A 21,542-nucleotide genomic window follows, 5' to 3' on the forward strand; every position below is an offset into this window, starting at 1 on the left:
CAGCCAAAAAACAAGCAATACAAAGGATTTGAGACGCTGGTCTCAAGTCTTTTTCTTTTGTTCGAAAAAGTGATATAGTTTCAAACTATATCAAAGCCTAATTATTTACAATTATACAGACAGTTTCTTTTCTGTTAAGATAGTTTCAACAACAAATTTTGGAGGACACATCATGTCAACTACAATCATCGGTTTCCCTCGTTTGGGTGAATTCCGCGAATTAAAATTTACAACTGAAAAATACTTTAGAAAAGAAATCTCAGAAGAAGAACTCTTGGCTGCGGCTAAAGAATTGCGCGCTAAACACTGGAACATTGTCAAAGAAAAGGGCATCACTGAAATCCCATCAAATGACTTTTCTCACTATGACAACTTCCTCGATGCAGCCTTCCTCTTCAACGTGGTGCCTGCATCTGTTCAAAACTTGGACTTGTCTGACCTTGAGCGCTACTTTGCTTTGGGACGTGGTTACCAAGGAGAAAAAGGGGACGTTCGTGCCCTTCCGATGAAGAAATGGTTCAACACCAACTACCACTACATCGTTCCTAAATTTGAAAAAGACACTCAAGTTAAACTGGCTGGTCACAAGATCTTTGATGAGTTCCAAGAAGCCAAAGAACTTGGATTGAACACTCGTCCAGTCCTTGTAGGACCATTCACTTTCCTTCAATTGTCAGACTTTGAAGAAGGCGTGAAAGCAGAAGACTTCGTAGACAGCTTAGTAGCTGCATACCAAGAAGTTTTTGCTAAATTGGCGGAGCTTGGTGCAACTCGCATCCAACTCGACGAAGCGGCTCTTGTCAAAGATTTGACAGCTGAAGAAAAAGCTCTCTTCTTGAACCTCTACAACAAGCTTTTGGCTGACAAAAAAGGTCTTGAAGTCTTGCTTCAAACTTACTTCGGTGACGTTCGTGACGTCTACTCTGATCTTGTGAACTTGCCAGTAGATGCGATCGGTCTTGACTTCGTTGAAGGTAAGAAAACTCTTGAACTTGTGAAAGGTGGTTTCCCAGCGGACAAGACTCTCTATGCAGGGATTGTCAATGGTAAAAACATCTGGCGTAACAACTACGAAAAGAGCTTGGCTGTTCTTGAACAAATCCCAGCTGAAAACATTGTCTTGACAAGCTCATGCTCACTTCTTCATGTGCCATTTACAACGGCTAACGAAGAATTTGAACCAGCTATCTTGAACCACTTTGCTTTTGCAGTTGAAAAATTGGATGAAATTCGTGATTTGGATGCTATCCGCAATGGTCAAGGTGAACAAGCTCTTGCAGCCAATAAAGAACTCTTTGCGACTGAGCGTGTGGGTGAAAATGCAGAACTTCGTGCGCGCATCGCTGGATTGACAGACGCTGACTACACTCGTTTGCCAGCCTTTGCAGAACGTGAAGCTATCCAAGAAGAAGCCTTTAAACTTCCAGCCCTTCCAACAACAACCATCGGTTCATTCCCTCAAACTAAGGAAGTCCGTGCTAAACGTTTGGCTTACCGTAAGGGTGAATTGTCACAAGAAGAATACGACGCTTTCCTTGCTGAAACTATCGACGAATGGATCAAATGGCAAGAAGAAGTTGGATTTGACGTGCTTGTACACGGTGAGTTCGAGCGTAACGACATGGTTGAGTACTTCGGTCAAAACTTGTCCGGTTACCTCTTCTCTAAGAATGGTTGGGTACAATCATACGGTATGCGTGGGGTGAAACCACCAATCATCTGGGGTGATGTAACTCGTCTCAACCCAATCACTGTTAAATGGTCTAGCTACGCACAAAGCCGTACTGACAAACCTGTTAAAGGTATGTTGACAGGACCTGTTACCATCCTTAACTGGTCATTCCCACGTGAAGACATCTCTATCAAAGACTCAACTCTTCAAATCGCCCTTGCTATCAAGGATGAAGTTCTTGACCTTGAAGCTGCAGGTGTGAAAATCATCCAAATCGACGAGGCTGCTCTCCGTGAGAAATTGCCACTCCGTCGTAGCGACTGGTACGAAGACTACCTTGACTGGGCAATTCCTGCCTTCCGCTTGGTACACTCAACAGTAGCGCCAGACACACAAATCCACACTCACATGTGTTACTCAGAATTTACAGATATCATCCCAGCTATCGACAACATGGATGCGGACGTTATTTCCTTTGAAGCAAGCCGTTCAAACCTTGAAATCTTGGACGAACTCAAAGCGAAAAACTTCCAAACAGAAGTGGGACCTGGGGTTTACGATATCCACTCACCTCGTGTGCCAAATGAAGGCGAAATTGACCACACCATCGATGCTATTCTTGCCAAAGTACCAAGCAAGAAAGTTTGGATCAACCCTGACTGTGGTTTGAAAACACGCGGTATTCCAGAAACAAAAGAAAGCTTGATCCGCCTTGTAGAAGCAGCTAAAGCTGCGCGTGAGAAATTGTAAGATAAGATTTCTCTCTTGACCCTGACTGATCAAGGAACTGCTTGGCCCAAGCCGGCTTAGCAATCATGAAATCAAAAAGAAAAGGATAATGACTATGTCACGCCAAACGCCGTCACTTTCATTTGAAGTGTTCCCTCCAAACCCAGCTGTGGGTAATGATAAAATTATTTCAGCTTTGCAGGATATGCGGGAGCTGACACCGCACTTTATCAGTGTGACCGCCAGCAATAATAAATTTAATATCAAGGAAACAACGGTTCGTTTGGCAGACTTTATCCAGAATGACTTGGCGATTCCAACCATTGCCCACTTGCCAGCTATCTATCTGACCAAGGACAAAGTTGCTGAAACCATTGCAGACTTGGATAAGGTTGGGGTACAGAAAATCTTGGCCTTGCGTGGGGATATTATCCCTGATGTGGAACCACAAAAGGATTTCCGCTACGCAACGGACTTGATCGAGTTCATCAAGGAACAAGCCCCTCACTTTGATATTGTTGGCGCTTGCTACCCAGAGGGGCACCCTGACTCGCCAAACCAGATCTCGGATATTCAAAATCTCAAGAAGAAAGTGGATGCAGGCTGTTCAAGCCTTGTAACGCAGCTTTTCTTTGACAATGAGCGCTTCTATGATTTCCAAGACAAGTGTACCTTGGCAGGGATTGATGTTCCCATTCATGCTGGGATCATGCCCATTCTTAACCGTAACCAGGCGCTTCGTCTCTTGAAAACGTGTGAGAATATCCACCTTCCACGTAAATTTAAGGCCATCTTAGACAAGTATGAGCATGACCCTGAGTCGCTCAGAGCAGCAGGACTTGCCTATGCCGTGGATCAAATCGTGGACTTGGTAACCCAAGATGTCGCAGGTGTGCATCTCTACACCATGAACAATGCTGAAACAGCAAAATACATCCACCAAGCAACCCATGCCTTGTTTAACCATCAGTCTTTAGGATAATAAAAAGCAAACCATTCTTCTCAGGTGAGGGGAATGGTTCCTTTTTAATAGAAAAGCCCGCACTTTTTAAGAAAAATATGATAAAATAGACTCTGTACGTACTTGATACAAAGATGAGGGTATAAAATAATACAATGCATTCAAATTGCAAGATTTAGCGACACGAGCGAGTCAAATCAATATTATTTGACAAGGGAGTTAGTAAAGCATTTAGCTAATCGCATGATAGCGATTAGCGTGAAAGGCTTAGATGCTTTAGCATCAATCCTTTCTAATGATTTGTATCTTGAGTAATTGAACCCGGCCGAAAAGCTGTGTAAAAAAGATAAACTGTCTTGTCTTCATCGAAGACTTCGTCAGTTTCCTATTTTTACTTTGCTTTTGACGTCCTTGGTATCTTGATCTTTGTAGGCAAGGCGTATAATTTTATCAATCCAAAGGGGATTAAAATGACAAAACAAGTGTTTCAAACGACTTTTGCGGGTCGTGAGTTAATCGTAGAGACTGGTCAGGTTGCTAAGCAAGCAAATGGCGCTGTTGTCGTGCGTTACGGTGAATCAACTGTATTGACTGCTGCCGTTATGTCTAAGAAGATGGCAACTGGGGATTTCTTCCCTCTTCAAGTCAACTATGAAGAAAAAATGTATGCGGCTGGGAAATTTCCTGGCGGCTTTATGAAACGTGAAGGACGTCCTTCAACAGATGCGACTTTGACAGCGCGTTTGATTGACCGTCCAATCCGTCCAATGTTTGCGGAAGGTTTCCGTAATGAAGTCCAAGTGATCAACACCGTCCTTTCTTATGATGAAAATGCCTCTGCACCAATGGCAGCCATGTTCGGTTCATCCTTGGCATTGTCTATCTCAGATATTCCGTTTGACGGACCAATCGCTGGGGTACAAGTGGGTTATGTCGATGGCCAAATCATCATCAACCCTACTCAAGAACAAGCAGAGCGTTCGCTTCTTGAGTTGACAGTAGCTGGTACCAAGCACGCTATCAACATGGTAGAGTCTGGTGCCAAAGAATTGTCAGAAGAAATCATGTTGGAAGCCCTTCTCAAAGGGCACGAAGCAGTCAAAGAATTGATTGCCTTCCAAGAAGAAATCGTCGCTGTGGTTGGTAAGGAAAAAGCAGAAGTGGAATTGCTTCATGTGGATGCGGACTTGCAAGCTGAAATCGTCGCAGCCTATAACAGTGACCTTCAAAAAGCGGTTCAAGTAGAAGAAAAATTGGCTCGTGAAGCTGCAACTCAAGCAGTTAAAGACCAAGTGACTGCTGTTTACGAAGAAAAATATGCAGACCACGAAGAATTTGACCGTATCATGCGTGATGTGGCTGAAATCTTGGAACAAATGGAACACGCTGAAGTGCGCCGTTTGATCACAGAAGACAAGGTGCGTCCTGACGGGCGTAAGGTCGATGAAATCCGTCCTTTAGATGCGCAGGTTGACTATCTTCCTCGTGTACATGGTTCTGGCCTTTTCACTCGTGGACAAACTCAAGCTCTTTCAGTCTTGACCTTAGCTCCGATGGGAGAAACTCAAATCATCGATGGTTTGGACCCAGAGTATAAGAAACGCTTTATGCATCACTATAACTTCCCTCAATACTCTGTAGGGGAAACAGGTCGTTATGGTGCGCCAGGTCGTCGTGAAATTGGTCACGGTGCTCTCGGTGAGCGTGCTCTTGCTCAAGTATTGCCAAGTTTGGAAGAATTCCCATATGCGATCCGCTTGGTAGCTGAAGTCTTAGAATCAAACGGTTCATCTTCTCAAGCCTCTATCTGTGCGGGAACGCTTGCCCTTATGGCTGGTGGTGTGCCAATCAAGGCGCCAGTAGCTGGTATTGCTATGGGTCTTATCTCAGATGGAAATAACTACACAGTATTGACAGATATCCAAGGTTTGGAAGATCACTTTGGAGACATGGACTTCAAGGTTGCAGGTACTCGTGACGGAATCACAGCCCTTCAAATGGATATCAAGATCCAAGGAATTACTGCAGAAATCTTGACTGAGGCTCTTGCTCAAGCCAAGAAAGCACGTTTTGAAATCCTTGATGTCATCGAAGCGACTATTCCAGAAGTTCGTCCAGAATTGGCTCCAACTGCTCCGAAAATTGATACCATCAAGATTGATGTTGACAAGATCAAGATTGTCATCGGTAAAGGTGGAGAAACCATCGACAAGATTATCGCTGAAACAGGCGTTAAGATTGATATTGACGAAGAAGGAAATGTGTCTATCTACTCTAGCGACCAAGATGCCATTAACCGTACCAAAGAAATCATCGCTGGCTTGGTTCGCGAAGCCAAAGTGGATGAAGTTTACCATGCCAAGGTTGTTCGTATCGAGAAATTTGGTGCCTTTGTCAACCTCTTTGATAAGACAGATGCACTTGTGCACATTTCGGAAATGGCTTGGACTCGTACCAACCGTGTCGAGGATTTGGTAGCTATCGGTGATGAAGTCGATGTTAAGGTTATCAAGATTGATGAAAAAGGCCGTATCGATGCCTCTATGAAGGCACTTCTTCCTCGTCCGCCAAAACCTGAGCATGATGAAAAAGGCGAAAAGTCTGAGCGACCTCACCGTCCACGTCATCACAAGGACCACAAACCTAAGAAAGAATTCACAGATACGCCAAAAGATTCAGAATAAGAAAAGGAGAAATGTATGGGATGGTGGCGCGAAACCATTGATATTGTAAAAGAAAATGATCCAGCGGCACGCAACAGTTTGGAAGTTTTGCTGACTTATCCAGGTGTCAAGGCCTTGGCTGCCCACCGTCTCTCGCATTTTCTCTGGAAGCATGGCTTTAAACTCCTGGCTCGGATGCACAGTCAGTTTTGGCGCTTTTGGACTCAAATCGAGATTCATCCAGGTGCCCAGATTGATTCAGGTGTCTTTATCGACCATGGTTCAGGTCTGGTGATTGGAGAGACGGCGATTGTTGAAAAAGGCGTTCTGCTCTATCATGGAGTGACTCTCGGTGGGACAGGGAAAGACTGTGGCAAACGCCATCCGACTGTACGAAAGGGAGCACTCATATCAGCCCATGCCCAAGTTATCGGACCGGTAGAAATAGGTGAAAATGCCAAGGTCGGTGCAGCAGCAGTTGTCGTGGCAGACGTACCTAGTGATGTGACGGTGGTCGGTATTCCGGCTAAGATCGTCCGAGTTCATGGACAGAAGGATGAACCAACGATCCACGAAGTCGAAGAAAAACGGGAGTACTACGTCAATAAACTCGAGCAGGCTAAAGAAGCCAGTCACAGATCGTCGGGGTTGTAGAGGATACCTATATGATTCAAGCAAGAAACAAGTTAAGCCAAGAGGAGTTATCTGAGGCGAAAAAACTAATTAATTGTTGCCAATCCCATGATGGAACTTATCGTGCTCCCTATCTTTCTAACATGCTTAATTTTGATCCAAACATGCCCGCCTTTTTCCTTTATTATGAAAAAGGCGAACTTGTTGGTTTATTAACTGTCTATGCTGATGACCAAGATGTGGAAGTGACGATACTGGTTCATCCAGATTATCGTCGTCAGGGAATTGCGCGTGCTTTGTTTACGAGTTTTGAGAAAGAAACAGCTTCTTTCCCTATTCGTTCAGTTACTTTTCAGACAGAACGTATTTTTCTAGAGCGTCATCCTGGTTTTGTCAGCAACTGGGGATTGGTCGAGGATGAAGAGACAGAAACCTGGTTAGGTAAGGATAGAAGACTTTATCCGTTAGCAAAACTTTCCAATATTGAAGTTTTGTTAGCAGATAGTTCGTATCAGGAGCAAATTAGCCAGTTAAAATTTCAGGCATTTTCAGAGGAACATGAATCGAGAGAAGTTGCGGATAGATATGTTGCTGAAGCTCTAAAAGATCCAGAAAGTCGCCTATATATTTTATTAAAAAACGGTCAGGTTATTGGAACTTGCACGGTAGATTTATCGACTAATACGAATTACCTCTATGGTTTGGCAATATCGGAACCTGAACGTGGAAAAGGCTATGGAAGCTATTTAGCAAAATCCCTAGTCAACCAACTGATTGAGCAAAATGATAAGGAATTTCAGATTGCAGTAGAGGACAGCAACGTAGGTGCCAAGCGCTTGTATGAAAAAATCGGCTTTGTCAAACAGACACAGGTAGTTTATCTGAATGAGAAAGAGTAGAAAAATGCTATTAGAAGAATTCGAAAATGTACCTGCTGTTATCGAACCAACTGATCGAAGTATTTGTGGTAGTGGAGAAATCTGTGACACGATTATTTTATCTTTTAATGGAGAAATCGTTGAACGAGTAAAGAAGTTTGAAGATGTTTACGAAGGTGGCTATCTAACCAATCTAAATGGCAGACTTCCATGGTATATCTATGAAAAAGATGGGAGTAAGGTAGCAGTTGCTATAGCTACGATTGGAGCCCCGATGGTTGTTGGACTCTTAGAAGAACTCAAAGCAAGAGGATTTAAGAACTTTATTGTTTTGGGTTCTTGCGGAGTTCTAAATCAGTCTATTCAGGCAGATAAGATTATTCTACCAAGTTCAGCTCTACGTGATGAAGGTACAAGTTACCATTACGCTCCTGCAAGTGATGAGATAGCTTATGACGAAACTCTCCTCTTAACCATGGAAGAAGCTTTGAACAAATCTGGTATTGAGCACATTCGAACAAAGGCTTGGACCACAGATGCTTTCTATCGTGAAACAGCCGATAAGGTCAAACGTAGATTAGCAGCAGGTGCGACTGTTGTGGATATGGAAGCTTCTGCAATCATGGCTTGGACGCAATTTCGACAAGCAAAAGTCTATCAATTTTTTTATACGGCTGATTATGTTGACCATCACAATCATGAGTGGGATGCAAGACATGAAGAAAGAAAAGCAGATGCTATGACTTTCTTTGAGATAGCCTTAGTAATTGCTAGAGAGTTGGATTGAAATGACTCTTTACGATAAACAAGAAACAGAAAGGAGACAGTGAGTGATTAAAATCTATGACACCATGTCTCGTGATTTGCGAGAATTTGTCCCAATCGAAGAAGGAAAGGTTCGCATGTATGTCTGTGGGCCAACGGTATACAACTATATCCACGTTGGGAATGCCCGTTCGACGGTGGCTTTTGATACCATTCGTCGTTATTTCGAATACCGTGGCTACGAAGTTGCCTATATTTCCAACTTTACAGATGTAGACGATAAGATTATCAACCGTGCCAAGGAAGAAGGTATCACGCCTCTGGAGGTTGCGGACAAGTACATCGCTGCCTTTCGTGAGGATGTGACAGCCTTAGGCGTGAAACCTGCGACTTGCCATCCGCGTGTAGTAGAGTTTATGGCTGACATCATTCGTTTTGTGGAAGACTTGATTGAAAAAGGTTATGCTTACGAGAGTCAAGGAGATGTTTACTTCCGCGTGGAAAAATCTCACAACTATGCTAAGTTGGCCAATAAAACCTTGGAAGATTTGGAGCTGGGTGCTTCAGGTCGAACAGATGAAGAAACGGCTCGTAAGGAAAACCCTGTAGACTTTGCCCTTTGGAAAGCTGCAAAACCAGGCGAGATTTCTTGGGACAGTCCTTGGGGACCTGGTCGTCCAGGCTGGCATATCGAGTGTTCGGTCATGTCAACAGAGATTTTGGGCGATACCATTGATATTCACGGTGGGGGAGCCGATCTGGAGTTTCCGCATCATACCAATGAAATTGCCCAGTCAGAAGCCAAAACAGGCAAGACTTTTGCCAACTACTGGATGCACAACGGCTTTGTCAATATCGACAATGTCAAGATGTCCAAGTCCTTGGGCAACTTTATCACTGTGCATGATGCATTGAAGACTATCGATGGCCAAGTGTTGCGTTTCTTCTTTGCGACTCAGCATTACCGTAAACCAATCAACTTTACTGAAAAGGCAGTGCGTGATGCAGAGACCAATCTCAAATATCTGAAAAACACTTACGAGCAACCATTTACAGGAACTGTGGACGCCCAAGACTTGCAAGCTTTTAAAGACAAGTTTGTAGCAGCTATGGATGAGGACTTTAACTCTGCCAATGGCATCACAGTTGTCTTTGAAATGGCTAAGTGGATCAACTCCGGCAACTATGATGCAAGTGTTAAGCAAGCTCTTGCGGATATGTTGGAGGTCTTTGGTATTGTCTTTGTAGAGGAAGTTTTGGATGCAGAAATTGAAGCCTTAATCCAAAAACGTCAAGAGGCGCGTGCGAATCGTGACTTTGCAACAGCAGACCAAATCCGTGACCAATTGGCTGCTCAAGGAATTAAGCTCCTTGACACCAAGGATGGAGTGAGGTGGACACGTGATTGATGTCAATCTCATTAATGGGATTGCGCTGGCTTTTGAGGGGGATGCGGTTTATTCCATGTATATTCGCCGCCACCTCATCCTCAAAGGCATGACCAAGCCCAATAAACTTCACCAAGAGGCGACCAAGTATGTCTCAGCCAAGGCTCAGGCTCGTCTGATTGCCCTCATGTTGGAGGAGCAAGTCCTTACGGAAAAGGAAGAAGAAATCTATAAACGAGGTCGCAATACCAATAGTCATACAAAGGCTAAAAATGCAGATGTGGTGACCTACCGCATGTCTACAGGTTTTGAAGCAGTGATGGGCTATCTCCATTTGACTGAAAACCTGGAGCGGCTAGAAACCTTAATTGCTTGGTGCATCCAAAAAGTGGAGGGCTAGAATATGATTGCAAAGGAATTACAAGACTGGTTTCCTGAAGCTCAGATTTCAGATCAGCCGATTGAGAGACCAGGCTATCTTACTCTTCCTTTAGCCTCTCAGCAGTGGATTTTACTAGAGGAAGCTGGGCTCAGCGAGCGTGAAAAGCAGCTGGTTGCCCTTTTGACCCAGCAGGAGCAGGCTCGTTCGCTCAATCCTTGGTATCCCTATCTGATTGAGGGGAAGGGGCAGGCACCGCAAGCTTTCAAAAAGATTCAATTGGTTTATTGCCATCTATCTTATTACCAACAGGAAAATCTAGCCTCTTGGTTGGATATGATGCGGACTCTTTTTCCCAACTGCCAGACAGTGCTACAGGTCGGTGCTCAGGATTATGTATTCGTGCTTCAACAAGATAAGTACAGCTCTGTCCGCTCAATCTTATCTGATACGATTGAAGCGGTTGAGTATGACTTTGGCCTTCGTCTGTCTATCATGTTGGGGCAGGTTTGGTCTCAGACTGGGTATCAGGCTCTGTCAGATTTAATCCAAGCAGAGCGGGACTTGTTTAAGACATGGTGGCGTCAGGGTCACCAAGGTGTACACACCTTTTCACAACTCTATCTTTGGAGTATGGGAGAAAGATTAGTGGACCTGAAGGTAATCAAAGAATGCCTGCACCAGATGATCTTGGATCAGGACCAGATTCAGGAAATCATTCTCTCTCTTTGGGAAAACAGTGCTGTCCTAACTAAAACAGCCCAGCAACTCTATCTGCATCGCAATTCTCTCCAATACAAGATTGATAAATGGGAAGAATTGACAGGGCTACAGTTGAAGGGGTTGACGGATCTCACCCTGTGTTATCAGTTGATTTTAGCAGATATTCTCTAAAGTTTTGTGCAAGTTGCACAGAACTTTTTTATTTTTTTGGTCACCTTGCCATAGAAAAGTAAAGCGTTTTCATCTATAATAAAACTATCAAAAGACAAAAGGAGTTCACCTCGATGGTAGAATTGAATCTTAAAAACATTTACAAAAAATATCCAAACAGCGAACACTACTCAGTTGAAGACTTCAACTTGGACATCAAAGATAAAGAATTTATCGTTTTCGTAGGTCCTTCAGGATGTGGTAAATCAACAACTCTTCGTATGATTGCTGGTCTTGAAGACATTACAGAAGGTACTGCATCTATCGATGGCGTGGTTGTTAACGACGTAGCTCCAAAAGACCGTGACATCGCCATGGTATTCCAAAACTACGCTCTTTACCCACATATGACTGTATATGACAACATGGCTTTCGGTTTGAAATTGCGTAAATATAGCAAGGAAGATATCGACAAACGTGTGCAAGAAGCGGCAGCAATCCTTGGTTTGAAAGAATTCTTGGATCGTAAACCAGCTGACCTTTCAGGTGGTCAACGTCAACGTGTTGCCATGGGTCGTGCGATCGTCCGTGATGCAAAAGTGTTCTTGATGGACGAACCTTTGTCAAACTTGGATGCCAAACTTCGTGTATCGATGCGTGCTGAAATTGCGAAAATCCACCGTCGTATCGGAGCTACAACTATCTACGTAACCCACGACCAAACAGAAGCGATGACTCTTGCAGACCGTATCGTTATCATGTCAGCAACTAAGAACCCTGCTGGTACAGGTACTATCGGACGTGTTGAACAAATCGGAACTCCTCAAGAAGTTTACAAAAACCCAGTTAACAAATTTGTAGCAGGATTTATCGGAAGCCCAGCTATGAACTTCATCAATGTGAAATTAGAAGGCAATGAAATTGTTTCTGACGGTTTCCGCTTGAAAGTGCCAGAAGGTGCTTTGAAAGTTCTTCGTGAAAAAGGCTATGAAGGTAAAGAATTGATCTTCGGTATTCGTCCAGAGGACGTGAATGCAGAACCTGCTTTCCTTGAAACATTCCCAGAATCAGTTGTCAAAGCTACTATCTCAGTATCAGAATTGCTTGGTTCAGAATCTCACCTTTACTGCCAAGTTGGTAAAGACGAATTTGTTGCTAAAGTGGATGCTCGTGACTACTTGCAAACAGGCGCAACAGTTGAACTTGGATTTGACTTGAACAAAGCACACTTCTTCGACGTAGAAACTGAAAAAACAGTCTACTAAGCAAATGAAATGTCAAAACACTGCTAGAGAAATCTGGCAGTGTTTTTTAATGATTGGTATTGGTATAAAAACAGGCTTTTCTAGTTTTCATATCCTTAAAAAAGTGATAAAATGGTAGGAAGAATTGGAGAGTATAGATGCCGAAAGAAGTGAATTTGACGGGCGATCAGGTAGTCGCTTTAACGAAAGAATATTTAACAAAGGAAGACGTTGCTTTTGTCCAAAAAGCATTGATTTACGCAGTTGATTGTCATAGTGGGCAATTTCGGAAATCAGGAGAGCCCTATATTATCCATCCCATTCAGGTAGCAGGCATTCTGGCTAAGCTCAAGCTGGATGCCGTAACCGTTGCCTGTGGTTTTTTGCATGATGTGGTTGAGGACACAGATGCGACACTGGATGATTTGGAGAGAGAGTTCGGTCATGATGTTCGGATTATCGTTGATGGGGTGACCAAGCTTGGTAAGGTTGAGTACAAATCACTCGAGGAACAATTGGCGGAAAATCATCGCAAGATGCTTATGGCCATGTCTGAGGATATCCGTGTTATCTTGGTTAAACTATCGGACCGTTTGCACAATATGCGGACTCTCAAACACCTGCGAAAGGATAAGCAAGAACGGATCTCCAGAGAAACTATGGAAATTTACGCACCACTTGCTCATCGTCTGGGGATTTCCAGTGTCAAGTGGGAGTTGGAAGATCTATCTTTCCGTTACCTCAATCCAACTGAGTTTTACAAGATTACCCACATGATGAAGGAAAAACGCAGAGAACGTGAGGCTTTGGTTGATGAAGTCGTAACCAAGTTGGAAGAGTACGCTACCGAACGCAATCTCAAAGGGAAAATCTATGGTCGTCCTAAGCATATCTATTCGATCTACCGCAAGATGCAGGATAAGAAGAAACGCTTTGAGGAAATTTATGACCTGATTGCCATTCGCTGTATCTTAGATACCCAGAGTGATGTCTATGCTATGCTGGGTTATGTGCATGAACTTTGGAAACCTATGCCAGGCCGCTTCAAAGACTATATCGCCAATCGTAAGGCCAATGGTTACCAGTCTATCCATACAACTGTTTATGGGCCAAAAGGACCGATTGAATTTCAGATTCGGACTAAAGAAATGCACGAAGTGGCTGAGTACGGGGTTGCGGCTCACTGGGCTTATAAGAAAGGCATTAAAGGGCAGGTCAACAGCAAGGAATCTGCTATTGGGATGAACTGGATCAAGGAGATGATGGAGCTCCAAGACCAGGCTGATGATGCCAAGGAATTTGTGGACTCTGTTAAAGAAAACTATCTGGCGGAGGAGATTTACGTCTTTACTCCAGATGGTGCGGTTCGCTCCCTTCCAAAAGATTCGGGACCGATTGACTTTGCCTATGAAATCCATACCAAAGTCGGTGAAAAAGCGACTGGTGCCAAGGTCAATGGCCGTATGGTTCCGCTGACAACCAAGCTCAAGACAGGGGATCAGGTTGAAATTATCACCAATCCCAACTCCTTTGGTCCGAGTCGTGACTGGCTCAACATGGTCAAGACCAGCAAGGCGCGCAACAAGATTCGTCAGTTCTTTAAAAATCAAGACAAGGAATTATCCGTTAACAAGGGCCGTGAGATGTTGATGGCCCAGTTCCAAGAAAACGGCTATGTAGCCAATAAATTCATGGACAAGCGCCATATGGATGAGGTTCTTCAAAAGACCAGCTACAAGACAGAGGAGGCTCTCTACGCAGCCATTGGTTTTGGAGAAATTGGCGCTATTACCGTCTTTAACCGTTTGACCGAAAAGGAACGCCGTGAGGAAGAGCGTGCCAAGGCCAAGGCGGAAGCAGAAGAGCTTGTCAAAGGTGGCGAAGTTAAGGTTGAAAACAAAGAAACTCTCAAGGTCAAGCATGAGGGTGGTGTGGTCATTGAAGGGGCTTCAGGTCTCCTAGTTCGGATTGCCAAGTGTTGCAATCCAGTGCCGGGTGACGACATTGTCGGCTACATTACTAAGGGACGCGGTGTAGCTATTCACCGTGTGGACTGTATGAATCTCCGTGCCCAAGAAAACTACGAGCAACGTCTTCTTGATGTGGAGTGGGAAGATCAATTCTCAAGCAAGGAATACACTGCCCACATCGATATCTATGGTCTCAACCGTACAGGGCTCTTAAATGATGTTCTGCAAGTTCTCTCCAACACAACTAAGAATATCTCAACCGTTAATGCTCAACCAACCAAGGATATGAAATTTGCTAATATCCATGTCTCCTTTGGTATTTCCAACCTCTCTACACTGACCACAGTCGTGGATAAGATTAAGAGTGTGCCAGAGGTCTACTCTGTCAAACGGACCAATGGCTAATTCTCCCTTCAGTTACTAGAAAGGCTATTATGAAAATCATCATTCAACGAGTCAATAAAGCCCAAGTGAGTATCGAAGGTCAGGTTCATGGGAAAATCAATCAGGGGCTTTTATTGCTGGTCGGTGTTGGACCAGAGGACCAAGAGGAAGATCTGGACTATGCTGTGAGAAAGCTCGTCAACATGCGGATTTTTTCTGATGCAGAAGGCAAGATGAATCTGTCTGTCAAGGATATTGAAGGAGAATTCCTTTCTATTTCTCAGTTTACCCTCTTTGCGGATACCAAGAAAGGCAATCGTCCCGCCTTTACAGGAGCAGCCAAGCCGGATATGGCAGCTGCCTTCTATGAGGCTTTCAACCAAAAGCTAGATCAGGAAGTGCCCGTTCAGACAGGCATCTTTGGAGCGGATATGCAGGTGGAGCTGGTCAATGATGGACCAGTCACCATCATTCTTGATACTAAAAATAGATAAGAAAACCAAGCCAGCTGGCTTGGTTTTTGTTTATAGACACTCCCATAAAGAGGTATGTTTGTTGTAAAAGTCGGGATAGTTTTCTCTTAGGTGGCTAGCCGTTATATAATATAAAGTAGAATGACAACCAGTGACGATTGGCATAAGAGAGGAAAGTCGCTGAGAACTAGCGAAGGTTAAAAGGACAAATAATAGAAAATCGCTGATGAGCACCCCTAAATAGTAGAGGCGAATTTTTTTGTTCATCTGAGGATAAATCTCAGAGAAATGTTTTTTGAGTCGGAAGACCAAGCGAGATAGCAGTAGTCCCTGAGCAAGGATGAAAATAAAACCAGAGAGCATGAGCCAGCCCAAAGCTGTCTCATGTCTTGTGATAAAAAATGCTAATAGTAGCAAATCGCTGACTGCAATGGCTGCAAAATGGATTCTAAAGAGCTTTTTCATAGGAAGACCTCCCTCTTTTATCTAGCTTCATTCTACACCAAACGAATGGGGATTACAACTTAAATGATAAAAAATCCCTGAAAGGAACCTCTTTCAGGGATAAGGTCTTAACTGATTTTTTCGACATAGAGTTGTTTGGCGATATCGATGCTAACTTGGAGATCTTCACCTCTGTTGACCAGTGTAAAGGTATTGGAAAAATTATCAAATTGCTTGACCTGGACTTGGTCATCGATATGAATTTCATGCTTTTCTAGATATTTGAGTAGATCAAAGCTATCATGAACGCGAGTCAGGAGATAGGTGCCGGCTTCTTTGGCATCTGCTAGAGGTAGGTTGTTGATTTCAACCAAGAGCTCTCCCTTAGCTGGGATGGTTCCTCCGTGGGGGCAGGTTTTAGGGAAGCCAAGCAGTTTATCCAGTCTCTCTACGAAGAGGTCGGATACAGTGTGCTCTAGGACTTCAGCTTCCTCGTGGATTTGATCGCTGGTATAGTCGAGATGGTGAACTAGAAAGACCTCAATCAACCGGTGTTTGCGATAGAGCTCGGAGACTAGTTTGAGCCCAATATCTGTCAATAGATAGCCATTCTCCTTGTCCTTGAGGATGAGATTTTCACTTTTCATGCGTTTGATCATCTCTGTTACGGCAGGTGGAGAGACTTGCATACGGGCAGCAATTTCTTTATTGGTGATTTTCTGCATCTCCGTACCGATTTCATAAATACATTTTAGATAGTCTTCTTTATTTGGCGTCATTCGTTTCCTCTTGTCTTTTCTCTCCATCTAGTATATCAAAAAAAGCTAGATTTCTCTAGCCTTCTGCCCTAATGGCTTTGATTTTAGTCCAGTTCTTTCACTGCAGCAATGGCAGCTTCAAAGTCTGGTTCCGTGTTGATGTTGTCAACGTATTCTACGTAACGGATGACATTGTCAGTATCGAGAACAAAGACGGCACGTGCAAGGAGATGCCATTCGTTGATCAAAAGGGCATAATCGCGTCCGAAAGAATGGTCAAAGTAGTCTGAGAGCATGATGGCATTGTCAAGGCCTTCAGCCCCACACCAGCGTCCTTGGGCAAATGGTAGGTCCATAGAAACAGTAAGAACGACGGTGTTGTCAAGGTTGGCAAGTTCTTGGTTGAATCGACGTGTTTGCGTTGAGCAGACACCAGTATCGATAGAAGGGACAACACTCAAGACTTTTTTCTTTCCATCAAAGTCAGCTAGCGTTTTTTTAGAGAGATCGGTTGTCGTAAGAGAAAAGTCAAGTGCCTTGTCTCCGACTTGCAGTTGTTTACCTGTAAAAGTTACAGGATTTCCGAGAAAAGTGGTCATGAAACTACTCCATTCTTTTTTCTTTTATTTTACCGAGAATTGTCAGATTTTTCCAATGATTTGACCGGAAATTAAGTGATAAAAAAACGCCCATTCACGTGAGAACGACGTTTTTTAGTGGATTACTTAGACAAACCTTCAGCAATCTTGTCAAGGTTGTATTTCATCATGCTGTAGTAGCTGTCGCCTTCTTTGCCTTCTTCAGCGATTGAGTCAGTAAAGATTTGTGCGTAGATTGGGATGTTTGTGTCTTGTGAAACAGTCTTCATTGGACGGTCATCGACACTTGATTCAACAAAGAGTGATGGAACTTTTGTTTGGCGAAGTTTTTCAACCAAGGTTTTGATTTGTTCAGGAGTACCTTCTTCTTCCGTGTTGATTTCCCAGATGTAGGCACTTGGAACACCGTAGGCTTTAGAGAAGTATTTGAAGCATCCTTCGCTGGTTACGATGAGTTTCTTCTCAGCAGGGATATTGTTAAATTTCTCTTTGGCTTCCTTGTCCAGTTTGTCTAGTTTTTCAGTATAGTCTTTGAGATTTTTTTCGTAGAATTCCTTGTTGCTAGGGTCCTTGGCAATGAGCTGTTTAGCGATATTTTTAGCATAAATCATCCCATTTTCAAGGTTGAGCCAAGCGTGTGGGTCTTCTTTGCCTTTCTCGTTTTGGCCTTCAAGGTAGATAACATCAACGCCTTCGCTGACTGCAAAGTAGTCTTTGTTTTCAGTTTTCTTGGCATTTTCGACCAATTTGGTAAACCAAGCATTGCCCCCTGTTTCAAGGTTGATACCGTTATAGAAAATCAAGTCAGCTTGAGAGGTTTTCTTAACGTCTTCAGGAAGTGGTTCGTATTCGTGTGGGTCTTGACCAACAGGAACGATACTATGAAGATCAATCTTGTCACCAGCGATATTTTTGGTAATATCAGCGATGATTGAGTTTGTAGCAACAACTTTTAGTTTTTGACCAGAAGCAGTATCTTTTTTTCCGCTAGCACATGCGACAAGTGCAATGACGGAAAGAAAGAGTACAAGCAATGTACCTAATTTTTTCATTAGATTCCTCCAGAAGGGTTTCCCCGTTATTTAATGATTTTTTTGTTTTTCAGTTTCAAGTATCGTTGCTTAGGAGAGATAAAGAAGCTGATGAGAAAGAAACTGGCAGATGTGAGCACGATGCTGGATCCTGCTGCGAGATTGAAACTATAGCCGATAAAGAGCCCTACAACAGAAGCCAGAGCTCCTAGGCCTGATGAAAGAAAAATCATGCTCTTTAGGCTATTAGCATAAAGGTAAGCCGTCGCAGCTGGGGTGATTAGCATGGCCACAATAAGAATAGTTCCAACACTTTGCATTGCGGTGACAGACACAAGGGTCAAGAGCACCATGAGCAGATAGTGGTAGAAATTAACGGGCATTCCCATTGCTTTAGCCAGGAGCTCGTCAAAGGATGTAATCAATAGTTGTTTAAAGAAAATCCCGATAATCAAGAGAATCACTGCGCCCACACCAATGGTAATCCACATGTCCGTATCTTGGACAGCGAGGATATTCCCAAAAAGGATATGGAAGAGGTCTGTCGAACTCTTGGCAACACTAATCAAGATGACACCTAAGGCTAAGAAAGATGAAAAGGTAATACCAATGGCAGTGTCACTCTTGATGATAGAGTTTCCCTTGATGTAGGTAATGATGATGGAAGCCATCAAACCAAAGATAATCGCTCCAATAAAGAAATCAATTCCCAGGATAAAGGAAAGGGCTACGCCAGGCAAAACTGCGTGAGAGATGGCATCCCCCATGAGAGACATTCCGCGTAGGATGATAAAACATCCCACAGCTCCAGCAACGACTCCGATGACAATAGCTGTGATCAAGGCGTTTTGTAGGAAATGGAAATGTTGCAATCCATCGATAAATTCTGCTATCATAGGTCACCTCCATTGAAAAAGAGTTTGCTACCGTAGGCCTTCTTAAGATTGGCCTCGGTAAAGGTTTCTTCGGTCGGACCAAGGTCTATTAATTCTCGATTGAGAAGCAAAACTTGGTCGAAATAATGGGGGACTTTACTGAGGTCATGATGGACGATGAGAACTGTTTTACCAGCTTTTTTAAGGTCTCTCAGCGTATTCATGATAATCTCCTCACTGATCGAGTCAATCCCGGCAAAAGGCTCATCTAAAAAGATGTAGTCAGCTTCCTGCACTAAGCAACGGGCAATCAAAACACGTTGGAATTGTCCTCCTGAGAGCTGGCTGATTTGGCGATCAGCATAGTCTGAGAGCCCAACGATTTCAAGTGCTTCTGCCACTTTTTTCCAGTGGCTGGCCTTTAAAGTGTGGAAGAGCGGAATAGATGGATAGAGTCCCAGAGAGACGCATTCCTTGACCTTGATAGGGAAATTGTAGTCGATATGGATTTTTTGCTCGACATAGGCAACTCGATGTAAAGATTTCTTGAATTCTTTGTCATCAAGAAAGGCCTGACCTTCGTGTGGGATAATTCCCAACATACTTTTTAATAAAGTTGATTTTCCAGCACCGTTTGGACCAATAATTCCGGTAATAGTTGGTCCTTGGAGCACTAGTGAAATATCCTTTAGTGCCAACGTTTCTTTGTAGGAGACACTGAGGTTTTCGATACGTATCATACAGTTGTATTCCTCCTGTCTTTTAATATACCTTAAAAAAAAAATTAAGTCAAGTTAATTTTTGAAAAATTTAAAATAATAACTGAAAAATGAAGTGAAAAGAGAAACCATTTTTAATTGCATTCCCAAGTGTTTTTTGCTAAGCTAAGAATAAGTGAAAAAATGAAAGCGAGAACAAGATGACACGTTATCAAGACGATTTTTATGATGCAATCAATGGCGAATGGGAAAAAACAGCTGTTATTCCAGCTGACAAATCTCGAACAGGTGGTTTTATTGACCTTGATGAGGAAATTGAAGAGTTGATGCTGGCGAATACGGACAAGTGGTTGGCAGGTGAAAAAGTCCCAGAGGATGCCATCCTCGCAAACTTTGTTAAGTACCATCGTATGGTACGTGATTTTGACAAGAGAGAAGCAGATGGGATTAATCCTGTTTTGCCAATGCTCAAGGAATACCAAGATTTGGAGAGCTTTGCAGATTTCACCAGCAAACTGACAGAGTTTGAACTAGTAGGGAAGCCAAACTTCCTTCCATTTGGAGTATCACCAGACTTTATGGATGCCAGAACCAATGTTCTCTGGGCCAGTGCTCCAGGAACTATCTTGCCAGATACAACCTACTACGCTGAAGACCATCCTCAGCGTGAGGAGTTGTTAGGTTTGTGGAAGGAAAGTACTACGAATCTTCTCAAAGCCTATGATTTTTCAGATGAGGAAATCGCAGATTTACTAGAGAAACGATTGGAATTGGACCGTCGCACTGCGGCTGTAGTGCTTTCTAACGAAGAAAGTTCAGAATATGCCAAACTCTACCATCCATACGCTTATGAAGATTTCAAGAAATTTGCCCCTGCACTTCCATTGGATGATTTCTTCCAAACAGTTCTTGGACAAACTCCAGATAAGGTTATCGTAGACGAGGAACGTTTCTGGCAAGCAGCAGATCAATTTTATAGTGAAGAAGCGTGGCCTTTACTCAAAGCAACCTTGATTTTGGGTGTGGTCAATCTCTCAACCAGCTACCTCACAGACGAGATTCGTGTCTTATCAGGTGCTTACGGACGTGCCCTTTCAGGTGTGCCAGAAGCACAGGACAAGGTCAAGGCAGCTTATCACTTAGCCCAAGGTCCTTTCAAGCAGGCTCTTGGTCTCTGGTATGCGCATGAAAAATTCTCCCCAGAAGCTAAGGCTGACGTAGAGAAAAAAGTAGCGACTATGATTGACGTTTATAAGGAACGCTTGGCTAAGAACGACTGGCTCACGCCTGAAACGCGAGACAAGGCCATTGTCAAACTCAATGTCATCAAGCCTTATATCGGTTATCCAGAGGAATTGCCAGAACGCTACAAGGACAAGGTAGTGGATGAAACTGCCAGTCTCTTTGACAATGCCCTAGCCTTTGCGCGTGTGGAAATCAAGCACAGCTGGAGCAAGTGGAACCAACCGGTTGATTACAAGGAGTGGGGCATGCCAGCACACATGGTCAATGCCTACTATAATCCTCAGAAGAACTTGATTGTCTTCCCAGCGGCCATTTTGCAGGCTCCATTCTATGACTTGCATCAGTCGTCTTCTGCCAACTACGGTGGTATTGGTGCTGTTATTGCCCACGAGATTTCTCATGCCTTCGACACAAATGGTGCGTCCTTTGATGAAAATGGTAGTCTCAAGGATTGGTGGACAGAGAGTGACTATGCTGCCTTTAAAGAAAAAACGCAGAAAGTTATCGACCAGTTTGATGGGCAAGAATCTTACGGTGCAAGAATCAACGGAAAACTAACTGTATCAGAAAACGTTGCTGACTTGGGCGGAATTGCTGCAGCCCTTGAAGCTGCTAAGAGAGAACCAGACTTCTCTGCTGAAGAATTCTTCCACAACTTTGCTCGTATCTGGCGCATGAAAGGCCGTCCAGAGTTGATGAAACTCATGGCCAGTGTTGACGTGCACGCGCCTGCCAAACTCCGTGTCAATGTTCAAGTACCAAACTTCGATGACTTCTTTACAACCTATGATGTCAAAGAAGGCGATGGTATGTGGCGTTCACCAGAGGACCGTGTGATTATTTGGTAAAGTAAGTCCCT

Annotated in this window: 19 protein-coding genes; 13 read left to right on the forward strand and 6 right to left on the reverse strand. The window is 43.5% G+C overall.

The window, feature by feature from the left end; translation table 11 throughout:
• Positions 1 to 172 precede the first annotated feature (172 nt).
• The 12 genes from metE to dtd all read left to right on the forward strand — a co-directional run bounded on the left by metE (position 173) and on the right by dtd (position 15,033).
• Positions 173 to 2,422 carry a 5-methyltetrahydropteroyltriglutamate--homocysteine S-methyltransferase gene (metE, locus tag HMPREF1518_RS00420; protein ID WP_000108243.1) on the forward strand — a complete coding sequence of 750 codons (2,250 nt, stop codon included), beginning with the start codon at positions 173 to 175 and terminating at the stop codon, positions 2,420 to 2,422.
• Positions 2,423 to 2,516: 94 nt separating this feature from the next.
• Positions 2,517 to 3,383, forward strand: coding sequence for a methylenetetrahydrofolate reductase [NAD(P)H] (gene metF, locus HMPREF1518_RS00425; RefSeq protein ID WP_002882688.1), 867 nt, complete (start codon positions 2,517 to 2,519; stop codon positions 3,381 to 3,383).
• A 449-nt stretch (positions 3,384 to 3,832) separates the two neighbouring features.
• Complete coding sequence (gene pnp, locus HMPREF1518_RS00430) at positions 3,833 to 6,046, forward strand: polyribonucleotide nucleotidyltransferase (protein ID WP_033583442.1); 2,214 nt, start codon at positions 3,833 to 3,835, stop codon at positions 6,044 to 6,046.
• A 15-nt stretch (positions 6,047 to 6,061) separates the two neighbouring features.
• A complete protein-coding gene (gene cysE / locus HMPREF1518_RS00435; RefSeq protein ID WP_033583443.1) occupies positions 6,062 to 6,679 on the forward strand; it encodes a serine O-acetyltransferase in 618 nt (205 codons plus the stop codon).
• A gap of 11 nt (positions 6,680 to 6,690) precedes the next feature.
• The gene (locus HMPREF1518_RS00440; RefSeq protein WP_033583444.1) at positions 6,691 to 7,557 is read left to right on the forward strand and encodes a GNAT family N-acetyltransferase; all 867 of its coding nucleotides are present in this window, start codon (positions 6,691 to 6,693) and stop codon (positions 7,555 to 7,557) included.
• 4 nt (positions 7,558 to 7,561) lie between these two features.
• Positions 7,562 to 8,323: a nucleoside phosphorylase gene (locus HMPREF1518_RS00445; RefSeq protein ID WP_033583445.1), complete on the forward strand. Its 762-nt coding sequence runs from the start codon at positions 7,562 to 7,564 to the stop codon at positions 8,321 to 8,323.
• A 43-nt stretch (positions 8,324 to 8,366) separates the two neighbouring features.
• Positions 8,367 to 9,710 carry a cysteine--tRNA ligase gene (gene cysS / locus HMPREF1518_RS00450; protein ID WP_033583446.1) on the forward strand — a complete coding sequence of 448 codons (1,344 nt, stop codon included), beginning with the start codon at positions 8,367 to 8,369 and terminating at the stop codon, positions 9,708 to 9,710.
• Positions 9,703 to 10,089, forward strand: a complete 387-nt coding sequence (locus HMPREF1518_RS00455; protein WP_000567910.1) for a Mini-ribonuclease 3 — start codon at positions 9,703 to 9,705, stop codon at positions 10,087 to 10,089. The genes cysS and HMPREF1518_RS00455 overlap by 8 nt, the downstream gene beginning before the upstream one ends.
• 3 nt (positions 10,090 to 10,092) lie before the next feature.
• Complete coding sequence (locus tag HMPREF1518_RS00460; RefSeq protein WP_033583447.1) at positions 10,093 to 10,962, forward strand: helix-turn-helix domain-containing protein; 870 nt, start codon at positions 10,093 to 10,095, stop codon at positions 10,960 to 10,962.
• A 113-nt stretch (positions 10,963 to 11,075) separates the two neighbouring features.
• Positions 11,076 to 12,206, forward strand: a complete 1,131-nt coding sequence (locus tag HMPREF1518_RS00465) for an ABC transporter ATP-binding protein (RefSeq protein ID WP_000229937.1) — start codon at positions 11,076 to 11,078, stop codon at positions 12,204 to 12,206.
• 137 nt (positions 12,207 to 12,343) lie between these two features.
• Positions 12,344 to 14,560 (forward strand): RelA/SpoT family protein, encoded by a 2,217-nt coding sequence (locus HMPREF1518_RS00470; protein WP_001123776.1) that lies wholly within the window; start codon positions 12,344 to 12,346, stop codon positions 14,558 to 14,560.
• Between the two features lie 29 nt (positions 14,561 to 14,589).
• Positions 14,590 to 15,033: a D-aminoacyl-tRNA deacylase gene (gene dtd / locus HMPREF1518_RS00475; RefSeq protein WP_033583448.1), complete on the forward strand. Its 444-nt coding sequence runs from the start codon at positions 14,590 to 14,592 to the stop codon at positions 15,031 to 15,033.
• Positions 15,034 to 15,063: 30 nt separating this feature from the next.
• Here dtd and HMPREF1518_RS00480 read toward each other — a convergent pair whose 3' ends face one another.
• The 6 genes from HMPREF1518_RS00480 to HMPREF1518_RS00505 form a co-directional block, all read right to left on the reverse strand.
• Positions 15,064 to 15,477 carry a hypothetical protein gene (locus HMPREF1518_RS00480; protein WP_033583449.1) on the reverse strand — a complete coding sequence of 138 codons (414 nt, stop codon included), beginning with the start codon at positions 15,475 to 15,477 and terminating at the stop codon, positions 15,064 to 15,066.
• 107 nt (positions 15,478 to 15,584) lie between these two features.
• Positions 15,585 to 16,235 (reverse strand): metal-dependent transcriptional regulator, encoded by a 651-nt coding sequence (locus HMPREF1518_RS00485; protein WP_033583450.1) that lies wholly within the window; start codon positions 16,233 to 16,235, stop codon positions 15,585 to 15,587.
• Between the two features lie 83 nt (positions 16,236 to 16,318).
• Positions 16,319 to 16,813 (reverse strand): thiol peroxidase, encoded by a 495-nt coding sequence (gene tpx / locus HMPREF1518_RS00490; RefSeq protein WP_000206541.1) that lies wholly within the window; start codon positions 16,811 to 16,813, stop codon positions 16,319 to 16,321.
• Between the two features lie 122 nt (positions 16,814 to 16,935).
• Complete coding sequence (locus tag HMPREF1518_RS00495; RefSeq protein WP_000733087.1) at positions 16,936 to 17,865, reverse strand: metal ABC transporter substrate-binding protein; 930 nt, start codon at positions 17,863 to 17,865, stop codon at positions 16,936 to 16,938.
• 26 nt (positions 17,866 to 17,891) lie between these two features.
• On the reverse strand, positions 17,892 to 18,740 hold the full coding sequence (locus HMPREF1518_RS00500; RefSeq protein WP_033583451.1) for a metal ABC transporter permease: 849 nt from the start codon (positions 18,738 to 18,740) through the stop codon (positions 17,892 to 17,894).
• Complete coding sequence (locus tag HMPREF1518_RS00505) at positions 18,737 to 19,459, reverse strand: metal ABC transporter ATP-binding protein (RefSeq protein ID WP_033583452.1); 723 nt, start codon at positions 19,457 to 19,459, stop codon at positions 18,737 to 18,739. The genes HMPREF1518_RS00500 and HMPREF1518_RS00505 overlap by 4 nt, the downstream gene beginning before the upstream one ends.
• Before the next feature lie 179 nt (positions 19,460 to 19,638).
• Here HMPREF1518_RS00505 and HMPREF1518_RS00510 point away from each other — a divergent pair, with 179 nt between their 5' ends.
• Positions 19,639 to 21,531, forward strand: coding sequence for a M13 family metallopeptidase (locus HMPREF1518_RS00510; RefSeq protein ID WP_033583453.1), 1,893 nt, complete (start codon positions 19,639 to 19,641; stop codon positions 21,529 to 21,531).
• Positions 21,532 to 21,542: the final 11 nt, after the last annotated feature.

This window comes from Streptococcus sp. SR1 (genome assembly GCF_000526075.1).
Taxonomy (GTDB): Bacteria; Bacillota; Bacilli; order Lactobacillales; family Streptococcaceae; genus Streptococcus; species Streptococcus halitosis.

What these genes read in the sequence shown, in the direction of transcription:
- tpx (WP_000206541.1), bottom strand. Translation starts at nt 16,813, where the DNA reads ATGACCACTTTTCTCGGAAATCCTGTAACTTTTACAGGTAAACAACTG.
- HMPREF1518_RS00485 (WP_033583450.1), bottom strand. Translation starts at nt 16,235, where the DNA reads ATGACGCCAAATAAAGAAGACTATCTAAAATGTATTTATGAAATCGGT.
- HMPREF1518_RS00465 (WP_000229937.1), top strand. Translation starts at nt 11,076, where the DNA reads ATGGTAGAATTGAATCTTAAAAACATTTACAAAAAATATCCAAACAGC.
- metF (WP_002882688.1), top strand. Translation starts at nt 2,517, where the DNA reads ATGTCACGCCAAACGCCGTCACTTTCATTTGAAGTGTTCCCTCCAAAC.
- HMPREF1518_RS00460 (WP_033583447.1), top strand. Translation starts at nt 10,093, where the DNA reads ATGATTGCAAAGGAATTACAAGACTGGTTTCCTGAAGCTCAGATTTCA.
- HMPREF1518_RS00445 (WP_033583445.1), top strand. Translation starts at nt 7,562, where the DNA reads ATGCTATTAGAAGAATTCGAAAATGTACCTGCTGTTATCGAACCAACT.
- HMPREF1518_RS00440 (WP_033583444.1), top strand. Translation starts at nt 6,691, where the DNA reads ATGATTCAAGCAAGAAACAAGTTAAGCCAAGAGGAGTTATCTGAGGCG.
- HMPREF1518_RS00480 (WP_033583449.1), bottom strand. Translation starts at nt 15,477, where the DNA reads ATGAAAAAGCTCTTTAGAATCCATTTTGCAGCCATTGCAGTCAGCGAT.
- metE (WP_000108243.1), top strand. Translation starts at nt 173, where the DNA reads ATGTCAACTACAATCATCGGTTTCCCTCGTTTGGGTGAATTCCGCGAA.
- HMPREF1518_RS00495 (WP_000733087.1), bottom strand. Translation starts at nt 17,865, where the DNA reads ATGAAAAAATTAGGTACATTGCTTGTACTCTTTCTTTCCGTCATTGCA.
- HMPREF1518_RS00510 (WP_033583453.1), top strand. Translation starts at nt 19,639, where the DNA reads ATGACACGTTATCAAGACGATTTTTATGATGCAATCAATGGCGAATGG.
- pnp (WP_033583442.1), top strand. Translation starts at nt 3,833, where the DNA reads ATGACAAAACAAGTGTTTCAAACGACTTTTGCGGGTCGTGAGTTAATC.
- HMPREF1518_RS00505 (WP_033583452.1), bottom strand. Translation starts at nt 19,459, where the DNA reads ATGATACGTATCGAAAACCTCAGTGTCTCCTACAAAGAAACGTTGGCA.
- HMPREF1518_RS00500 (WP_033583451.1), bottom strand. Translation starts at nt 18,740, where the DNA reads ATGATAGCAGAATTTATCGATGGATTGCAACATTTCCATTTCCTACAA.
- cysE (WP_033583443.1), top strand. Translation starts at nt 6,062, where the DNA reads ATGGGATGGTGGCGCGAAACCATTGATATTGTAAAAGAAAATGATCCA.
- HMPREF1518_RS00470 (WP_001123776.1), top strand. Translation starts at nt 12,344, where the DNA reads ATGCCGAAAGAAGTGAATTTGACGGGCGATCAGGTAGTCGCTTTAACG.
- dtd (WP_033583448.1), top strand. Translation starts at nt 14,590, where the DNA reads ATGAAAATCATCATTCAACGAGTCAATAAAGCCCAAGTGAGTATCGAA.